Annotated in this window: 16 protein-coding genes and 1 tRNA gene; 2 read left to right on the top strand and 15 right to left on the bottom strand. The window is 69.2% G+C overall.

Annotation, left to right across the window (positions count from 1 at the left end; genetic code table 11):
* Positions 1-7: 7 nt before the first annotated feature.
* From nuoI to tpiA, 12 genes are all read right to left on the bottom strand, one after another.
* Positions 8-511 carry an NADH-quinone oxidoreductase subunit NuoI gene (gene nuoI / locus D3A60_RS07125; RefSeq protein WP_119718017.1) on the bottom strand — a complete coding sequence of 168 codons (504 nt, stop codon included), beginning with the start codon at positions 509-511 and terminating at the stop codon, positions 8-10.
* Positions 512-531: 20 nt separating this feature from the next.
* Complete coding sequence (gene nuoH, locus D3A60_RS07120) at positions 532-1,596, bottom strand: NADH-quinone oxidoreductase subunit NuoH (protein WP_119719016.1); 1,065 nt, start codon at positions 1,594-1,596, stop codon at positions 532-534.
* A 47-nt stretch (positions 1,597-1,643) separates the two neighbouring features.
* A complete protein-coding gene (gene nuoG, locus D3A60_RS07115; protein WP_119718016.1) occupies positions 1,644-3,884 on the bottom strand; it encodes an NADH-quinone oxidoreductase subunit NuoG in 2,241 nt (746 codons plus the stop codon).
* The gene (nuoF, locus tag D3A60_RS07110) at positions 3,881-5,245 is read right to left on the bottom strand and encodes an NADH-quinone oxidoreductase subunit NuoF (protein ID WP_119718015.1); all 1,365 of its coding nucleotides are present in this window, start codon (positions 5,243-5,245) and stop codon (positions 3,881-3,883) included. The genes nuoG and nuoF overlap by 4 nt, the downstream gene beginning before the upstream one ends.
* A 13-nt stretch (positions 5,246-5,258) precedes the next feature.
* Positions 5,259-5,786: an NADH-quinone oxidoreductase subunit NuoE gene (gene nuoE, locus D3A60_RS07105; RefSeq protein ID WP_119718014.1), complete on the bottom strand. Its 528-nt coding sequence runs from the start codon at positions 5,784-5,786 to the stop codon at positions 5,259-5,261.
* A 48-nt stretch (positions 5,787-5,834) separates the two neighbouring features.
* Positions 5,835-7,136: an NADH-quinone oxidoreductase subunit D gene (locus tag D3A60_RS07100; RefSeq protein WP_119718013.1), complete on the bottom strand. Its 1,302-nt coding sequence runs from the start codon at positions 7,134-7,136 to the stop codon at positions 5,835-5,837.
* Positions 7,133-7,879 (bottom strand): NADH-quinone oxidoreductase subunit C, encoded by a 747-nt coding sequence (locus D3A60_RS07095; protein WP_119718012.1) that lies wholly within the window; start codon positions 7,877-7,879, stop codon positions 7,133-7,135. Before D3A60_RS07095 ends, D3A60_RS07100 begins: the two co-directional genes overlap by 4 nt.
* 1 nt (position 7,880) lies before the next feature.
* A complete protein-coding gene (locus D3A60_RS07090; RefSeq protein ID WP_407062774.1) occupies positions 7,881-8,423 on the bottom strand; it encodes a NuoB/complex I 20 kDa subunit family protein in 543 nt (180 codons plus the stop codon).
* 34 nt (positions 8,424-8,457) lie between these two features.
* Entirely contained in the window at positions 8,458-8,814 is a 357-nt protein-coding gene (locus D3A60_RS07085; protein ID WP_119718010.1) for an NADH-quinone oxidoreductase subunit A, read from the bottom strand.
* Positions 8,815-8,942: 128 nt separating this feature from the next.
* Positions 8,943-9,027 (bottom strand) — tRNA-Leu (locus D3A60_RS07080).
* Positions 9,028-9,163: 136 nt separating this feature from the next.
* Entirely contained in the window at positions 9,164-9,604 is a 441-nt protein-coding gene (gene secG, locus D3A60_RS07075; protein ID WP_119718009.1) for a preprotein translocase subunit SecG, read from the bottom strand.
* A 20-nt stretch (positions 9,605-9,624) separates the two neighbouring features.
* Positions 9,625-10,377 carry a triose-phosphate isomerase gene (tpiA, locus tag D3A60_RS07070; protein ID WP_119718008.1) on the bottom strand — a complete coding sequence of 251 codons (753 nt, stop codon included), beginning with the start codon at positions 10,375-10,377 and terminating at the stop codon, positions 9,625-9,627.
* A 71-nt stretch (positions 10,378-10,448) separates the two neighbouring features.
* Between tpiA and D3A60_RS07065 the strand changes: the two genes are divergently transcribed.
* A complete protein-coding gene (locus D3A60_RS07065; RefSeq protein ID WP_119718007.1) occupies positions 10,449-11,276 on the top strand; it encodes an SDR family NAD(P)-dependent oxidoreductase in 828 nt (275 codons plus the stop codon).
* Positions 11,277-11,296: 20 nt separating this feature from the next.
* Positions 11,297-11,806, top strand: a complete 510-nt coding sequence (locus D3A60_RS07060) for a DNA-deoxyinosine glycosylase (protein WP_231120432.1) — start codon at positions 11,297-11,299, stop codon at positions 11,804-11,806.
* A 6-nt stretch (positions 11,807-11,812) separates the two neighbouring features.
* On the opposite strand, the gene D3A60_RS07055 is transcribed toward D3A60_RS07060, so the two are convergent.
* From D3A60_RS07055 to accD, 3 genes are all read right to left on the bottom strand, one after another.
* Positions 11,813-12,754, bottom strand: a complete 942-nt coding sequence (locus D3A60_RS07055; protein ID WP_119718005.1) for an isopenicillin N synthase family dioxygenase — start codon at positions 12,752-12,754, stop codon at positions 11,813-11,815.
* A 68-nt stretch (positions 12,755-12,822) separates the two neighbouring features.
* The gene (glmM, locus tag D3A60_RS07050; RefSeq protein WP_119718004.1) at positions 12,823-14,178 is read right to left on the bottom strand and encodes a phosphoglucosamine mutase; all 1,356 of its coding nucleotides are present in this window, start codon (positions 14,176-14,178) and stop codon (positions 12,823-12,825) included.
* On the bottom strand, positions 14,175-15,077 hold the full coding sequence (gene accD / locus D3A60_RS07045; protein ID WP_119718003.1) for an acetyl-CoA carboxylase, carboxyltransferase subunit beta: 903 nt from the start codon (positions 15,075-15,077) through the stop codon (positions 14,175-14,177). Before accD ends, glmM begins: the two co-directional genes overlap by 4 nt.
* Between the last annotated feature and the right edge of the window lie 98 nt (positions 15,078-15,175).

Genomic DNA, 15,175 nt, shown 5'->3' with positions numbered 1-15,175 from the left:
GGCGTCCTCAGCGGAAAGGCGCGTCGGCGGCGCGGCGCTCGGCGATTTCCGCCTCGAGGCGGTCGCCGATGGCCAGCAGCTTGGGCTTGGTGAGCACGTTCTGGCCGCGCTGGTCGAAGTGGTACTCGTGGATGTGCGTCTCCACGATCGAGTCGACCGGGCACGACTCCTCGCAGAACCCGCAGAAGATGCACTTGAACAGGTCGATGTCGTAGCGCGTCGTGCGGCGGGTGCCGTCGGCGCGCTTCTCCGAGTCGATCGTGATGGCCAGCGCCGGGCACACGGCCTCGCACAGCTTGCACGCGATGCAGCGCTCTTCGCCGTTCGGGTAGCGGCGCAGCGCGTGGATGCCGCGGAAGCGCGGCGACTGCGGCGTCTTCTCCATCGGGTACATCAGCGTGTACTTCGGCTTGAACAGGTACTTCAGCGTCAGCCAAAGCCCCTGTGCGAGCTCGATCAGCAGCAGGCTCTTGAGGTAGCCGACCACCGTGAATTTACGGTTCTGATTCATGTCTGCCCTGGCTGCCTTGCTTACCGGCCCGGCGTGAAGACGTCGAAGAAGGCCATCAGCGCGGTGACGGCGATCCACACGATGGTCAACGGGATGAACACCTTCCAGCCCAGCCGCATGATCTGGTCATAGCGGTAGCGCGGGAACGAGGCGCGGAACCAGATGAAGCAGCTGGCGAAGAAGAACACCTTCAGCAGCAGCCACCACCAGCCGTCGACCGACAGGAACGGAATCCCCAGGCCGTGGAACGGGCTGAGCCAGCCGCCGAGGAAGAAGATCGAGGTCAGGAAGCTGACCAGGATCATGTTCGCGTACTCGGCCAGGAAGAACAGCGAGAACGCCGAGCCGGAGTACTCGACCATGTGGCCGGCGACGATCTCGGACTCGCCTTCGACCACGTCGAACGGCGCGCGGTTGGTCTCGGCCACGCCGGAGATGAAGTACACGACGAACAGCGGCAGCAGCGGCAGCCAGAACCACTCGAACGCGCCGGCGTTGCCGGCCTGCGCCATGACGATGTCGCTGAGGTTGAGGCTGCGCGAGGCGATCAGCACGCCGACCAGCGCGAAGCCCATCGCGATCTCGTAGCTGACCACCTGCGCCGCCGCGCGCATCGCACCGAGGAACGCGTACTTCGAGTTCGATGCCCAGCCGGCGAGGATCACGCCGTACACGCCCAGCGAGGTCATCGCCAGCAGGTACAGCAGGCCGGCGTTGGCGTTCGAAAGCACGACCTGCGCGTCGAACGGCACCACCGCCCACGCCGCGAACGCCGGCGCCAGCGCCAGCAGCGGCGCGAGCTTGAACAGGAACGGCTCGGCGCGCGTGGGCTGGATGACTTCCTTGAACAGCAGCTTGAAGACGTCCGCGAAGGCCTGGAGGATGCCCATGCCGACGTACATCGGCCCGTGGCGCACGTGCATCCAGCCGATCAGCTTGCGCTCCCAGACCACGTAGAACGCCACGGTGATGATCACCGGCATCGCGATCAGCAGGATCTTCACCACGATCCACGCCAGCGCGCCGACGGCGCCGAAGCCCGTCAGCCAGCCGTGGAACGGGTCGACGACGTTGGTGGTCAGCATCTGGCCCACGCCGGCCTGGAGGATCGAGTTCAGCAGTTCCATGGTGCTCATGCCCTCCCCGCCTGCACGCGTGCGGCGCCGAGCGGCGCGGTCGCGCCATGTCCACCCTCGACCCACACCGTGCCGCGCGCGACCTTGGCGCTGGTCGACACCGGAAGCGTGGCGGTGCCGGCATCGGCGGTAAACCCGGCCACCGTGCCATCGGCGAGGCCGAGCGCCTGCGCGTCGTCCGGGTGCACCACCGCACGCGGGGCGAGGTTCAGCGGGTGCGACTGCAGGGCGGCCGCGCGGCGGACGACGCCGTCGGTGCGGTAGATGGCGGAGCTGACGGCGAGTTCGAGACCCTCGCTTCCAGTGGCCGGCGCACTGCCGGCGACCGGAGCGACGTCACGCATCGCCATCGCGGCGCGCGCGCCGGCGAGATCGACGAAATCGAAGCCCGGCAGGCCGAGCTCGCCACCGAGGGCACGGAGTACGCGCCAGCCCGCACGGGTCTGGCCCGGCAACTTACCGCCGGCGACCGCGGACTGCTGGCGGCCGTCGAGGTTGGTCAACGTCGCGTCGATCTCGGGCAGCGCGCCGATCGGCAGGATCACGTCGGCGACGGCGCGGGTCGAGCGGCAGGCGAAATGGCTGAACGCAACGACCTGGGCGGCGCCGAGGGCGCGGTTCGCGGTGGCCGCGTCGGCGAAGTCGAGGCCGGGTTCGATTCCGTAGATCACGTAGCCGGACCGCGGCTGCGCGAGCATGTCGCGCGCGTCGCGCGCGGTCGGCAGGACGCCATAGTCGGTGAGACCGACGGCGTTGGCGCCCTGCGGGACGCGGCATAGCCTGGCGCCGGTCGCGGCCGCCAGATTGCTCGCCGCCTGGCGGATCGCCGCGGCGTGCACGCCGTTCTCGGCGAGCGCGCCGACGATGATCGCGGCCCGGCTGGCGCCCGACAGCGCCTCGGCGATCGCCGGGCCGGCCAGCGTGGCCGCCAGCTGCGACGGCGCGACGAGGTGCTTGGACGCCACGTCGAACGTCACGTCGAAGTCGACCGGGTTGACCACGTGCACCTTGGCGCCCTTCAGCGCCGCCTTGCGCACGCGCTGGTGGACCAGCGGCAGTTCATGGCGCAGGTTCGAGCCGACGATGACGATAACGTCGGCCGATTCGAGTTCAGCGACCGGCATCGCGAAAGGCGCGGCGACGGCGGCATCGGACAGGTCGTGCTGCGAAATGCGGTGGTCGAGGTTGCCGGTGCCCAGGCCCTGCGCCATTGCCGCCAACAGCGCGCCCTCCTCGTTCGAGGTTGCCGGATGGACCAGGATGCCGAGATTGTCGCCGCCGTTGTCGCGCAGGATCTGCGCGGCGCGGGCGAGCGCCTCGTCCCACGTGGCGTCGCGCCATTCGCCGGCGAGCTTGATCATCGGCACGATCGCGCGGTCGTCGGCGTACAGGCCCTGGTGCGAGTAGCGGTCGCGGTCGGACAGCCAGCACTCGTTGACCGAGTCGTTGTCGCGCGGCACCGTGCGCAGCACGTCGCCGCGGCGCACGTGCAGGAACAGGTTACTGCCCAGCGCGTCGTGGTAGCCGAGCGACTCGCGCGCGACCAGCTCCCACGGACGGGCCTTGAACTGGAACACCTTGTTGGTCAGCGCGCCGACCGGGCACACGTCGATGACGTTGCCCGACAGCTCGGTCGTCAACGGCTTGCCGTCGTAGGTGCCGATCTGCAGGTTCTCGCCGCGGTACATGCCGCCCAGCTCGTACGTACCGGCGATCTCCGCGGTGAAGCGCACGCAGCGCGTGCACTGGATGCAGCGGGTCATCTCGGTGGCGACCAGCGGGCCGATGTCCTCGTCCGGCACGACGCGCTTGCGCTCGGCGAAGCGGCTGACCGATCGGCCGTAACCCATCGACAGGTCCTGCAGCTCGCACTCGCCGCCCTGGTCGCAGATCGGGCAGTCCAGCGGGTGGTTGACCAGCAGGAACTCCATCACGTTGCGCTGCGACTTCAGCGCCTTGTCGCTGCGGGTGACGACCTTCATGCCGTCCATCACCGGCGTGGCGCAGGCCGGCGCCGGCTTGGGCATCTTCTCGACTTCGACCAGACACATGCGGCAGTTGGCCGCGATGCTCAGCTTGTCGTGGTAGCAGAAGCGCGGGATCGGGATGCCGGCCTTGTCGGCGGCCTGGATGATCATCGAGCCCTTCGGCGCGGTCATCGCGACGCCGTCGATCTCGATCGCGACGTGGCCTTCCGGGACGACCGGCGCGGCCGGCGCATTCACGACGTCGCTCATGCGGCCTCCTGCACGAGCCCGGCGGCCTGGTCGTCGACGAGGAAGCGCTTGTTCACGATCGCGTACTCGAACTCGTTCCAGTAGTGGCGCAGGAAACCCTGCACCGGCCACGCGGCGGCCTCGCCGAACGCGCAGATGGTGTGGCCTTCGATCTGGCCGGCGGCGGCGCGCAGCATGTGCAGGTCCTCAAGCGTGGCCTGCTTGTCGACGATGCGGCCGAGCATGCGGTACATCCAGCCGGTGCCCTCGCGGCACGGCGTGCACTGGCCGCAGCTCTCCTTGAAGTAGAAGCGCGCGATCCGGTGGCAGGCGCGCACCATGCAGGTGCTGTCGTCCATCACGATGACCGCCCCCGAGCCGAGGCCGGAGCCGGCCTTCTGGATCGAGTCGTAGTCCATCGTGCAGCCCATCATCACGTCGGCCGGCAGCACCGGCATCGACGAGCCGCCCGGGATCACGCCCTTGAGCGTGCGGCCGTTGCGCACGCCGCCGGCCATCTGCAGCAGCTCGGAGAACGGCGTCCCCAGGCGCACTTCGAAGTTGCCCGGGTTGTTGACGTGGCCCGACACCGAGAACACCTTCGGCCCGCCGTTGTTCGGCTTGCCGAGGTTGAGGAACCATTCGGCGCCGTTGCGGATGATCGCCGGCACCGATGCGTAGGTCTCGGTGTTGTTGATCGTGGTGGGCTTGCCGAACAGCCCGAAGTTGGCCGGGAACGGCGGCTTGTAGCGCGGCTGGCCCTTCTTGCCTTCCAGCGACTCCATCAGCGCGGTCTCTTCGCCGCAGATGTATGCGCCGGCGCCGAGCGCGCCGTAGATATCGATGTCCACGCCGCTGCCGAGCACGTTCTTGCCCAGCCAGCCGTTCTCGTAGGCTTCCTTCAGCGCCTGCTCGAAATGCTCGAACGGCTCGTGGTGGAACTCGCCGCGCAGGTAGTTGTAGGCCACCGTCGAGCCGGTCGCGTAGCAGGCGATCGCCATGCCCTCGACGACCGCGTGCGGGTTGAAGCGCAGGATGTCGCGGTCCTTGCAGGTGCCCGGCTCCGACTCGTCCGAGTTGCACAGGATGTACTTCTGGGTGCCGCTGCCCTTCGGCATGAAGCTCCACTTCAGGCCGGTCGGGAAGCCCGCGCCGCCGCGGCCGCGCAGGCCCGACGCCTTGACCATGTCGATGACCGCATTCGGGTCCATCTTCTCGGTCAGGATCTTGCGCAGCGCCGCGTAGCCGCCGGTCTTCAGGTAATTCTCGTAAGACCACGGCGTGTCGTAGTGCAGCGTCGTGTAGACGACGTTGTGCTCCTGCGGGGCCGGGCCGACCGGGCCGTAGCCCTTGGAGTAGTCGTGGTGCGAGTGCGAGCTCATTCGATTGTCCGCCTCACTTCAGGCCGTCGAGCAGCTCGTCGACCTTCGCCGCGTCGAGCTTCTCGTGGTAGTGGCCGTTGATCACCGCCATCGGCGCACCGGCGCACGCGGCCAGGCACTCTTCCTCGCGCTTGAGGAAGATGCGGCCGTCGGCGGTGGACTCGCCCAGCTTGCAGCCGAGCTTCTTCTCGGCGTGGGCGACGAGGTCCTCGGCGCCGTTGAGCCAGCAGCTGATGTTGGTGCAGAACGCGACGTTGTGGCGGCCGACCTTCTGGGTCTCGAACATCGAGTAGAAGCTCGCGACCTCGTAGGCCCACACCGGCGGCAGGCCGAGGTACTTGGCCACCGCCGCGATCAGCTCGTCGCTCAGCCAGCCGCCGTTCTGTTCCTGCGCGGCATGCAGGCCCTGCAGCACCGCCGACCGTTTGCGGTCCGGCGGGAACTTCGCCAGCCAGTGGTCGATGTGCGCACGCGTGGCGTCGCTCAGCGCGACCATCGGGTCGACGTGCTGGGTGGCCTCGAAATTGCCTGTCGCCTTCATTCGCTCGAATCCTCAACGGCGCCCGCACGCTGGCCGGCGCGCTCCGCCTTAACGGTCAATCTCGCCGAACACGATGTCGTAGGTGCCGATCATCGCCACCACGTCGGCCAGCATGTGGCCCTTGACGACCTCGTCCATCGACGACAGGTGGGCGAAGCCCGGCGCGCGCAGCTTCACGCGGAACGGCTTGTTTGCCCCGTCCGACACCAGGTAGCAGCCGAACTCGCCCTTGGGCGCTTCGACCGCGGCGTAGGTCTCGCCGGCCGGCACGCAATAGCCCTCGGAGAACAGCTTGAAGTGGTGGATCAGCGCTTCCATGTCGTCCTTCATCCCCTCGCGGGACGGCGGCGCGACCTTGAAGTTGTCGATGATGACCGGGCCCGGATTGGCCTTCAGCCACTTCACGCACTGCTGGATGATGCGGTTGGACTCGCGCATCTCGGCGACGCGGACCAGGTAGCGGTCGTAACAGTCGCCGTTGGTGCCCACCGGAATGTCGAAGTCCACGTCGGCGTAGCGCGCGTAGGGCTGCTTCTTGCGCAGGTCCCAGGCGATGCCGGAGCCGCGGATCATCGGGCCGCTCATGCCCCACGCCAGCGCCTTCTCCGGCGGGATCACGCCCACGCCGACGGTGCGCTGCTTCCAGATGCGGTTCTCGGTCAGCAGCGTTTCGTATTCATCGACGCGCTTCGGGAAGTCCTCGGTGAAGCGCTCGAGGTAGTCGAGCATCGACCCCTCGCGCCACTCGTTGAAGCGCTTGAGGTTCTGGCCCTTGCGCCACGGCGACTCCTTGTAGCGCGGCATCTGCGCCGGCAGGTCGCGATAGACGCCGCCCGGGCGGTAGTACGCGGCGTGCATGCGCGCGCCCGACACCGCCTCGTAGCAGTCCATCAGCTCTTCGCGCTCGCGGAACGCGTACAGGAACACCGCCATCGCGCCGAGGTCGAGCGCGTTCGACCCGACCCACATCAGGTGGTTCAGGATGCGGGTGATCTCGTCGAACATCGTGCGGATCCACTGCGCCCGCTCCGGCGCCTCGATCCCCATCAGCCGTTCGATCGCGAGCACGTAGGCGTGCTCGTTGCACATCATCGAGACGTAGTCGAGCCGGTCCATGTAGCCGATCGACTGGTTGAACGGCTTGGACTCGGCCAGCTTCTCGGTGCCGCGATGGAGCAGGCCCACGTGAGGGTCGGCACGCTGCACCACCTCGCCGTCCATTTCAAGGATCAGGCGAAGCACGCCATGCGCGGCCGGATGCTGCGGGCCGAAGTTCAGCGTGTAGTTGCGGATCTCGGCGTTGAGCAGGCCGGACGTGCTGGAAGCGCCATGGCGCAGCGGTGCGTTCACTTCTTCACCTCCGCCTGGTGGGCGGCCATGCGCGCCTGCCCTTCCGCCACCGCGGTCTGGTAGCGCGCGTCATCGCGGATCACGCGCGGCACGCCGACGCGCGGCTCGACAGACGTCACCGGCTCGTACACGACGCGGCGCTTGTCGGCGTCGTAGCGGACCTCGACGTTGCCGATCAGCGGGAAGTCCTTGCGGAACGGGTGGCCGACGAAACCGTAGTCGGTCAGGATCCGGCGCAGGTCCGGATGGCCGTCGAAGATGATGCCGTACAGATCGAACGCCTCGCGCTCGAACCAGTTGGTGCCGGGCCAGACGCCGGTCAGCGACGCCACGACCGGCAGGTCGTCGTTCTCGGCGAAGGTGCGCAGCCGCACGCGCTGGTTGTGCTGGCACGACAGCAGGTGGGCCACCGCGGCGAAGCGGCGCGCCGGCACCAGGCCCGAGGCGTTGACCGCCTCGCCCCAGCGGAAGCGGCCGGCGCTCTTGCCTTCCACGCCGCGCGAGAAGCCTTCCGAGGACACCTCGGTGTCCCACTCGTCGCTTCCGTAGCTGAGGTAGTCGACGCCGCTGACGTCGACACAGACCTCGAAGCCGAATTCGTTGCGCAGCGCGGTGGCGGCGTCCAGCCAGTCCGACGCGGCGACCTCGAGGGTCACCTCGCCGCGCGGCTCGGCCACGTGGATGGCCGCGTCCGCGAAACGCGCGCGCAGGCGCTCGATCAGTGCCGCAACGGTGCCCGCCATGTCAGCGCACACCCTGCTTCTGGTCGCCGAAGTTGGTGCCGCGACGGATCTTCTTCTGCAGCTGCAGGATGCCGTACACCAGCGCCTCGGCGGTCGGCGGACAGCCCGGCACGTAGACGTCGACCGGCACGATGCGGTCGCAGCCGCGGACGACCGAGTACGAGTAGTGGTAGTAGCCACCGCCGTTGGCGCAGCTGCCCATCGAGATGACCCACTTCGGGTCGGGCATCTGGTCGTAGACCTTGCGCAGCGCCGGGGCCATCTTGTTGACCAGCGTGCCGGCCACGATCATCACGTCGGACTGGCGCGGCGACGGGCGGAACACCACGCCGTAGCGGTCCAGGTCCAGGCGCGCGGCGCCGGCGTGCATCATCTCGACCGCGCAGCAGGCCAGGCCGAAGGTCATCGGCCACATCGAGCCGGTGCGCGCCCAGTTCCACAGGGTGTCGAGGTTCGTAGTCACGAAACCCTGCTGCATCACCGGGTTGTCGGCTTCCGGCAGCAGGATGTCGTCCAGCCGCCCTTCGGGCAGCGGGTTGTGCATCAGGTTGGAGACGGTCTGAACGAGGCTCACGGCATCACTCCCATTCCAGCGCGCCCTTCTTCCACACGTAGACGAACCCCAGCAGCAGCATCCCGACGAACAGGCCCATCGTCACCAGCGAGCGCGCGCCGAGCTCGGCGTACACCAGCGTCCACGGGACGATGAAGATGATCTCGAGATCGAAAATGATGAACTGGATCGCGATGAGGTAGTAGCGCACGTCGAACTGCATGCGCGCGTCCTCGAAGGCCTCGAAGCCGCATTCGTACGGGGCGAGCTTCTCGACGGTCGGACGCCTGGGTCCGAGCACCTGGCCCACCACCAGCAGGGCGACGCCGATACCGCCGGCGACGATCAGGAACAGCAGGGTCGGCAGGTATTCGGCCAGCACGTGTGTTCTCTCGGCTTCACTCAAGGCGACGGCCGCGGACAACCGCGGCCTTGGCTCGGCGGCACCCGTCCGTGCCGCGCGTCAGGCCCGCCGCGCGGGCCCACTCTTGGAGCTGGTGTTGCTGGATATGGTGCCCAAAGGGGGACTCGAACCCCCACGACCGAAGTCGCTACCACCTCAAGGTAGTGCGTCTACCAATTCCGCCATCTGGGCATGAAACTTTTATCCGGCCGTTGGGCCGTGACCGGGACCGTCCATCCCGGTCGTTGCGGCCGCTGCGGTGTGACCCGCGGGCCGACGCTCCGGCCATCCTGGCCGCAGCGCGTGAAACGAATGATACGTGTTCGGATCAGCCCCCAGAAGCGGGCTGCGTCGGTTCCTGCGTCGGCGCGGCCGGCGGCACGTCCGTCGGCGCCGGGGCGGCGGCCGGGACCGTGCCGCTAGCGGCCGGGGCCGTGCTCGACGCCGGTGCCGCGGGAACTGCCGGCCCTGCGGCCGGCGCGACGGGCACCTGCGACATCAGGCCGAGGTCGGTCGCCGCCGGGGCAACCTCGCGGGCCTGGCGCGTCTGGTTCCACGCCATGAACAGGCTGATGCCGAAGAACGCGATCGCCAGCCACTTGGTGGCCTTGGACAGGAAGTTCGACGAGCCGCGCGAGCCGAACACCGTGCCGGACGCGCCGCCGCCGAAGCCGGAGCCCGCCTGCGCACCGGCGCCGCGCTGCATGAGGATCAGCGCGACCATCGCGATGGCGACCAGCACGTAGATGATGTTGGCGAACAGCAGCATCGAAAGAATCCGTGAATTACCTAGTGTGCCGCCGCCTGGGCGATGGCGATGAAGTCGGTCGCGACCAGCGAGGCCCCACCGACCAGGCCGCCGTCGACGTCGGGCTGCGAGAACAGCGACGCGGCATTATCGGCCTTCACGCTGCCGCCGTACAAGATCGGCAGCGAGTCCGCGATTCTAGCATCGCGCGCGCCGATTTCGCCACGAATGAATGCGTGCACGGCCTGCGCCTGCTCCGGCGTGGCGGTGCGGCCGGTGCCGATTGCCCAGACCGGCTCGTAGGCGACGATCGCCCCTTCGAAGGCCGAGGCGCCGGCCAGCTCGAACACCGGGCCGAGCTGCTCCTCGATCCGCCACTCGGTCTGGCCGTCCTCGCGCTCGTGGAGGCTCTCGCCGACGCACAGGATCGGCACGAGACCCGCGGCCTTGGCCGCGACGAACTTGCGGGCAACGAGGTGGCTGCTTTCGCCGTGGTGCTGGCGACGCTCGGAATGGCCGACCAGGCCGTACACCGCGCCCACGTCCTTGAGCATCGCCGCGGACACTTCGCCGGTGAACGCGCCCTTTGCATGTGCACTGACGTCCTGGGCACCGAACCTCAGGCCGCGCGGTCCGTACCGCTCGACCAGCTCGCCCAGGTACGGCAGCGGCGGCAGGATCAGCCGCTCGACGCCCGCCGGCGCCGCCGCGTCGACGACCTCGTCGAGCAGCTTGAACGCGAAATCGCGGTCGCCATGCAGCTTCCAGTTCCCCGCCACGATCCGACGACGCATCGGCGCACTCCAATCATCCGAAAGCGAGAATTCTAGCCCAGCGCACCGGCATCACCGGCAATAATCCCCGCATGACGGCCCACCAATCCGCTGCAATCCCGCCCTCCTCCCGCGGCCATGCGCTGGTCACCGGCGCCTCCAGCGGCATCGGCGCGGCATTTGCGCGCGAGTACGCGCGGCGCGGCGTGCCGCTGGTGCTGACCGCGCGCCGCGTCGAACGGCTCGAATCGCTGGCCCAGTCCCTGCGGCCGCAGGTCGACGTGCACGTCGTCGCCGCGGACCTGGCCGACCCGCGCAGCGCTCAGGCCCTGGAGTCGGCAGTCGATGAGCGCGGCCTGCACGTCGCGCACCTCGTCAACAATGCCGGGTACGGGGTACCCGGACGCTACCTGTCTTGCGATTGGCGCACACATGCCGACTTCCTGCAGGTGCTGGTGGCGTCGCCGGCGGAACTGACCCACCGGTTCGCGCCCGCCATGCAGTCCCGTGGCTATGGCCGGATCGTCAACGTCGCGTCGCTGGCCGGACTCGTGCCGGCGTCGGCCGGCCACACGCTCTACGGTGCGTCCAAGGCGCTGATGATCCGCTTCAGCGAGTGCCTGCACGCGGAGATGCAGCCTCATGGCGTGCACGTGACCGCGCTGTGCCCCGGTTTCACCTACACCGAGTTCCACGACGTGAACGGCATGCGCGAGCGCATCTCGCGCCTGCCGCCCTGGCTGTGGCAGGACGCCGCGTCGGTCGCGCGCGAAGGCCTCGACGCGGTCGAGCGTGGGCAGGCGCGCTGCGTCACCGGGGCGGTCAACCGCACGATCGCGGCGCTCGCCAAGTACCTGCCCGAACCGCTGGCGCGCGCGCTGGTCGCCAGCAAGGCGCGCGACTTCCGCGACGCGGACTGAGGGCGATGGACGCGCGGCACGTGAGCGGATTCGGCCCGTCGTCGGCCCCCGACGCGGTCGCGCTGGTGCTCGGCAGCCTGCCGGGCGTGGCATCGCTGCACGCGGTCCAGTACTACGCCCACCCGCGCAACGCCTTCTGGCCGATCATGGGCGAACTGGTCGGCGCGGCCCCGTCCCTGCCCTACGCCGCGCGCCTGCAGCGGCTGGTCGACGCGCGGATCGCGCTGTGGGACGTGTTCGCGCGCGCCGAGCGGCCCGGCAGCCTCGACAGCGCGATCGTCGACGCCACGGCGCAGGTCAACGATTTCGCCGCGTTCTTCGCGGCCCACCCCGGCGTGCGAACCGTGCTGCTGAACGGCGGCAAGGCCCATGCCGCGTTCCGCCGCTTCGTGCTGCCGTCGCTGGACGTATCGCCGACCCTGATCGCGCTGCCGTCGACCAGCCCGGCCAACGCGTCGCACCGGCTGGAAACGAAAACGGCGGCCTGGCGCAAGGCGCTGCAGGCCGCCGGCGTCGCCGTGCGCGGGTGAGACCGCCTACTTCAGCTTGATCTCGCGCAGCCGTTCTTCGAGGTAACCCTGCGCGGTGATCGGCTCGGGGTAGCGGCTCGGATTGTCGGCCGACACGCACGACGGCAGCACGTCGATCACAAAATCCGGGTTCGGGTGCAGGAAGAACGGGGTGGAGTAGCGCGGCTGGCGCGCCTGCTCGCCCGGCGGGTTGACCACGCGGTGGGTGGTCGACGGGTACACGTGGTTGGTCAGCCGCTGCAGCATGTCGCCGATGTTGACGACGATCGTGTCGGCGTCGGCGGTGAACGGCACCCACTCGCGCTTGCGCGACTTGACCTCGAGGCCGGCGGCGCTGGCGCCGACCAGCAGCGTGATCAGGTTGATGTCCTCGTGCGCGCCGGCGCGCACGTTCGGGATGTCGTCGGCGGTGATTGGCGGGTAGTGGATCGGCCGGAGGATCGAGTTGCCCGAGTCGGTCTTGTCGACGAAATAGTCCGCCGGCAGGCCGATGTGCAGCGCAAGCGCCGACAGCACGCGCGAGCCGAGCTGGTCGAGCGCCTCGTACAGGGCGTAGCCCGTCTCGCGGAAGCCCGGAACCTCGGTCGGCCACAGGTTCGGCGGCATCACGTCGCGGTACTTCGAGTCGGCCGGAATCTCCCGGCCGATGTGCCAGAACTCCTTGAGGTCGGAGTACTTCGCGCCCTTCGCCGTCTCGACGCCGAACGGCGTATAGCCGCGCGCACCGCCGCCGCCGGCAACGTGGTACTGGCGCTTGACGTCTTCCGGCAGCGCGAAGAATGCCGAGAACACGCGGTAGGCGTCGTCGATCAGTGCCTGCGGGATGCCGTGGTTGCGGATGCCGGCGAAGCCCCACTCGCGGTACGCCGCGCCCAGTTCGGCGACGAAGGCGTCGCGGTCGGTGTCGAAGCGCTGGATGTCGAGGGTCGGGATCTGGGGCTGGGACATGGCATTCACTGGGAAAGGCGGCGAGGCGTCAGTGTCGTCTGACGCGACTGGGAGGGACTTGATCCGGATCAGGCGGCGGCGTTTCGGACGGCCTCGGCGAGGGCGTCGACGGTCCGCTGCATCAGCGCGGCGTCGTCGGCCTCGACCGTTACCCGCACCACCGGCTCGGTTCCGGACGGGCGCAGGAACGCGCGGCCGCGGCCGGCCACGGCCGCCTGCGCCTCCGCGAGTGCGGCCTGCACCGACGGCGCTTCGGCCGGCTTGCTGGCGCCGTTGTAGCGCACGTTCACCGTCTTCTGCGGGACCTTGGTGAGGCCTTCGCGGGCCTGCTTCAGACTCAGGCCGCGACGGCGCAGCACTTCGAGCACCTGCAGCGCGCTGACGATGCCGTCGCCGGTGCTGGCGCGGTCCAGGCACAGCAGGTGGCCGGAGGTCTCGCCGCCGAGCACGGCGTCGTTCGCGTGCAGTTGCTGGTGCACGTAGCGGTCGCCGACCTTGGCCCGGAGGAGCCCGATGCCGCGGCGCTGCAGCGCCTGCTCGAGGCCGAAGTTGGTCATCAGCGTGCCCACGACCGGGCCGCGCAGGCGCCCGGTGTCCTGCCAGTCGGTCGCCAGCACGTACAGCAGGTCGTCGCCGTCGCAGACCACGCCGTCGCCGTCGACGAACAGCACCCGGTCGCCGTCGCCGTCGAACGCGATGCCCAGGTCGGCCTTCGTCTCCAGCACGCGCGCGGCGAGCGTCTCGGGGTGGGTCGAACCCACGCCGTCGTTGATGTTCAGCCCGTTCGGGTCGACGCCGATCGCATCGACGCGCGCACCGAGCTCGCGCAGCACCAGCGGGCCGAGTTGGTACGTCGCGCCGTGCGCGCAGTCCATCGCGATGCGCATGCCGCCGAGGTCGAAGCCCTTCGGCACCGACGACTTGCAGGCCTCGATGTAGCGGCCGAGCGCGTCGCGGGTGCGCAGCGCCTTGCCGAGCTGCTCCGACGGCACGGTGCTGAACGGCTGGTCGAGCGCGGCCTCGATCGCCAGCTCGGTCGCGTCGTCGAGCTTCTCGCCCATCGCCGAGAAGAACTTGATGCCGTTGTCGTGGTGCGGGTTGTGCGAGGCGGAAATCACGATGCCGCCGTCGGCGCGCATCGAGTGGGTCAGGTGGGCGACGGCCGGGGTCGGCATCGGGCCCATCAGCTGCACGTCGACGCCGGCCGCGACCAGCCCGGCCTCGAGCGCGGCCTCGAACATGTAGTTCGAAATGCGCGTGTCCTTGCCGATGATCACCACCGGCTTGCGCCAGCCGCGCGCGTCGTTGGCCGCGCGCAGCGCGTGGCCGTAGGCGTTGCCCAGCCGCAGCACGAAGTCGGCCGAGATCGGACCGTCGCCGACCCGTCCGCGGATGCCGTCGGTGCCGAAGTAGCGGCGGCTCACGCGGCCACCTCGGCGTCGTCCTCGGGGACGGGCTGCTTCATCAGCATCGCCAGCACGTGCGCCAGGTGGTCGCGCAGCTCGCGGCGGTCGACGATCTGGTCGATCGCACCGTGGTCGAGCAGGAACTCCGACCGCTGGAAGCCCTCCGGCAGGGTCTCGCGCACGGTCTGCTCGATCACGCGCGGTCCGGCGAAGCCGATCAGGGCTTCGGGCTCGGCGATGTTGAGGTCGCCCAGCATCGCGAACGACGCCGACACGCCGCCGGTGGTCGGGTGCGTCAGCACCGAGATGTACGGCAGGCCCTTCGCACGCAGGCGGCCCAGCGCGGCCGACGTCTTGGCCATCTGCATCAGCGAGAACAGGCTTTCCTGCATGCGCGCGCCGCCGCTGGCGGAGAAGCACACGAACGGGCAGCCGAGCTCGGCGGCCGTCTCGGCCGCGCGGGCGAAGCGCTCGCCGACGACCGAACCCATCGAGCCGCCCATGAACGCGAAATCGAACGACGCCGCCACCAGGTCGCGGCCCTTGAGCTTGCCCTGCATCGCGACCAGCGCGTCGCGCTCGCCGGTGGATTTCTGCGCGGCCTTGATGCGGTCGGCGTACTTTTTCTGGTCCTTGAATTTCAGCACGTCGACCGGGCCGAGGTCGCCCGCGATTTCCGCGGTGGTGCCGGCGTCGAACAGCGAGGCCAGCCGCGCGCGGGCGCGGATCGGCATGTGGAAGCTGCACTTCGGGCAGACCTCGAGGTTCTCCTCGAGCTCGGGCCGGTACAGCACCGCGCCGCAGCGGTCGCACTTCTCCCACAGCCCCTCGGGCACGCTGCGGCGCTTGGTCGCGCCGGCGTCGGTGCGGATGCCGGTGCGGATCCCGGACGGCATGAGTTTCTTGAGCCACGACATGCAGTGATTCCCGTGTAGTCCGGCGCGGGGCCGGCATCTGACGTACAGCGTTGGGCCGCCGGCGCCGGTGGGGCGGCGCGGGCCGAAGCGCGTCAGTC

It is taken from the genome of Cognatilysobacter tabacisoli, from assembly GCF_003586305.1.
Classification (GTDB): Bacteria; Pseudomonadota; Gammaproteobacteria; order Xanthomonadales; family Xanthomonadaceae; genus Cognatilysobacter_A; species Cognatilysobacter_A tabacisoli.
The sequence above is the reverse complement of the archived record's forward strand: the minus strand, read 5'-3'. Positions and strand labels throughout refer to the sequence as shown.

What these genes read in the sequence shown, in the direction of transcription:
- nuoI (WP_119718017.1), bottom strand. Translation starts at nt 511, where the DNA reads ATGAATCAGAACCGTAAATTCACGGTGGTCGGCTACCTCAAGAGCCTG.
- nuoH (WP_119719016.1), bottom strand. Translation starts at nt 1,596, where the DNA reads ATGCTGACCACCAACGTCGTCGACCCGTTCCACGGCTGGCTGACGGGC.
- nuoG (WP_119718016.1), bottom strand. Translation starts at nt 3,884, where the DNA reads ATGAGCGACGTCGTGAATGCGCCGGCCGCGCCGGTCGTCCCGGAAGGC.
- nuoF (WP_119718015.1), bottom strand. Translation starts at nt 5,245, where the DNA reads ATGAGCTCGCACTCGCACCACGACTACTCCAAGGGCTACGGCCCGGTC.
- nuoE (WP_119718014.1), bottom strand. Translation starts at nt 5,786, where the DNA reads ATGAAGGCGACAGGCAATTTCGAGGCCACCCAGCACGTCGACCCGATG.
- D3A60_RS07095 (WP_119718012.1), bottom strand. Translation starts at nt 7,879, where the DNA reads ATGGCGGGCACCGTTGCGGCACTGATCGAGCGCCTGCGCGCGCGTTTC.
- D3A60_RS07090 (WP_407062774.1), bottom strand. Translation starts at nt 8,423, where the DNA reads ATGCACAACCCGCTGCCCGAAGGGCGGCTGGACGACATCCTGCTGCCG.
- secG (WP_119718009.1), bottom strand. Translation starts at nt 9,604, where the DNA reads ATGCTGCTGTTCGCCAACATCATCTACGTGCTGGTCGCCATCGCGATG.
- tpiA (WP_119718008.1), bottom strand. Translation starts at nt 10,377, where the DNA reads ATGCGTCGTCGGATCGTGGCGGGGAACTGGAAGCTGCATGGCGACCGC.
- D3A60_RS07065 (WP_119718007.1), top strand. Translation starts at nt 10,449, where the DNA reads ATGACGGCCCACCAATCCGCTGCAATCCCGCCCTCCTCCCGCGGCCAT.
- D3A60_RS07055 (WP_119718005.1), bottom strand. Translation starts at nt 12,754, where the DNA reads ATGTCCCAGCCCCAGATCCCGACCCTCGACATCCAGCGCTTCGACACC.
- accD (WP_119718003.1), bottom strand. Translation starts at nt 15,077, where the DNA reads ATGTCGTGGCTCAAGAAACTCATGCCGTCCGGGATCCGCACCGGCATC.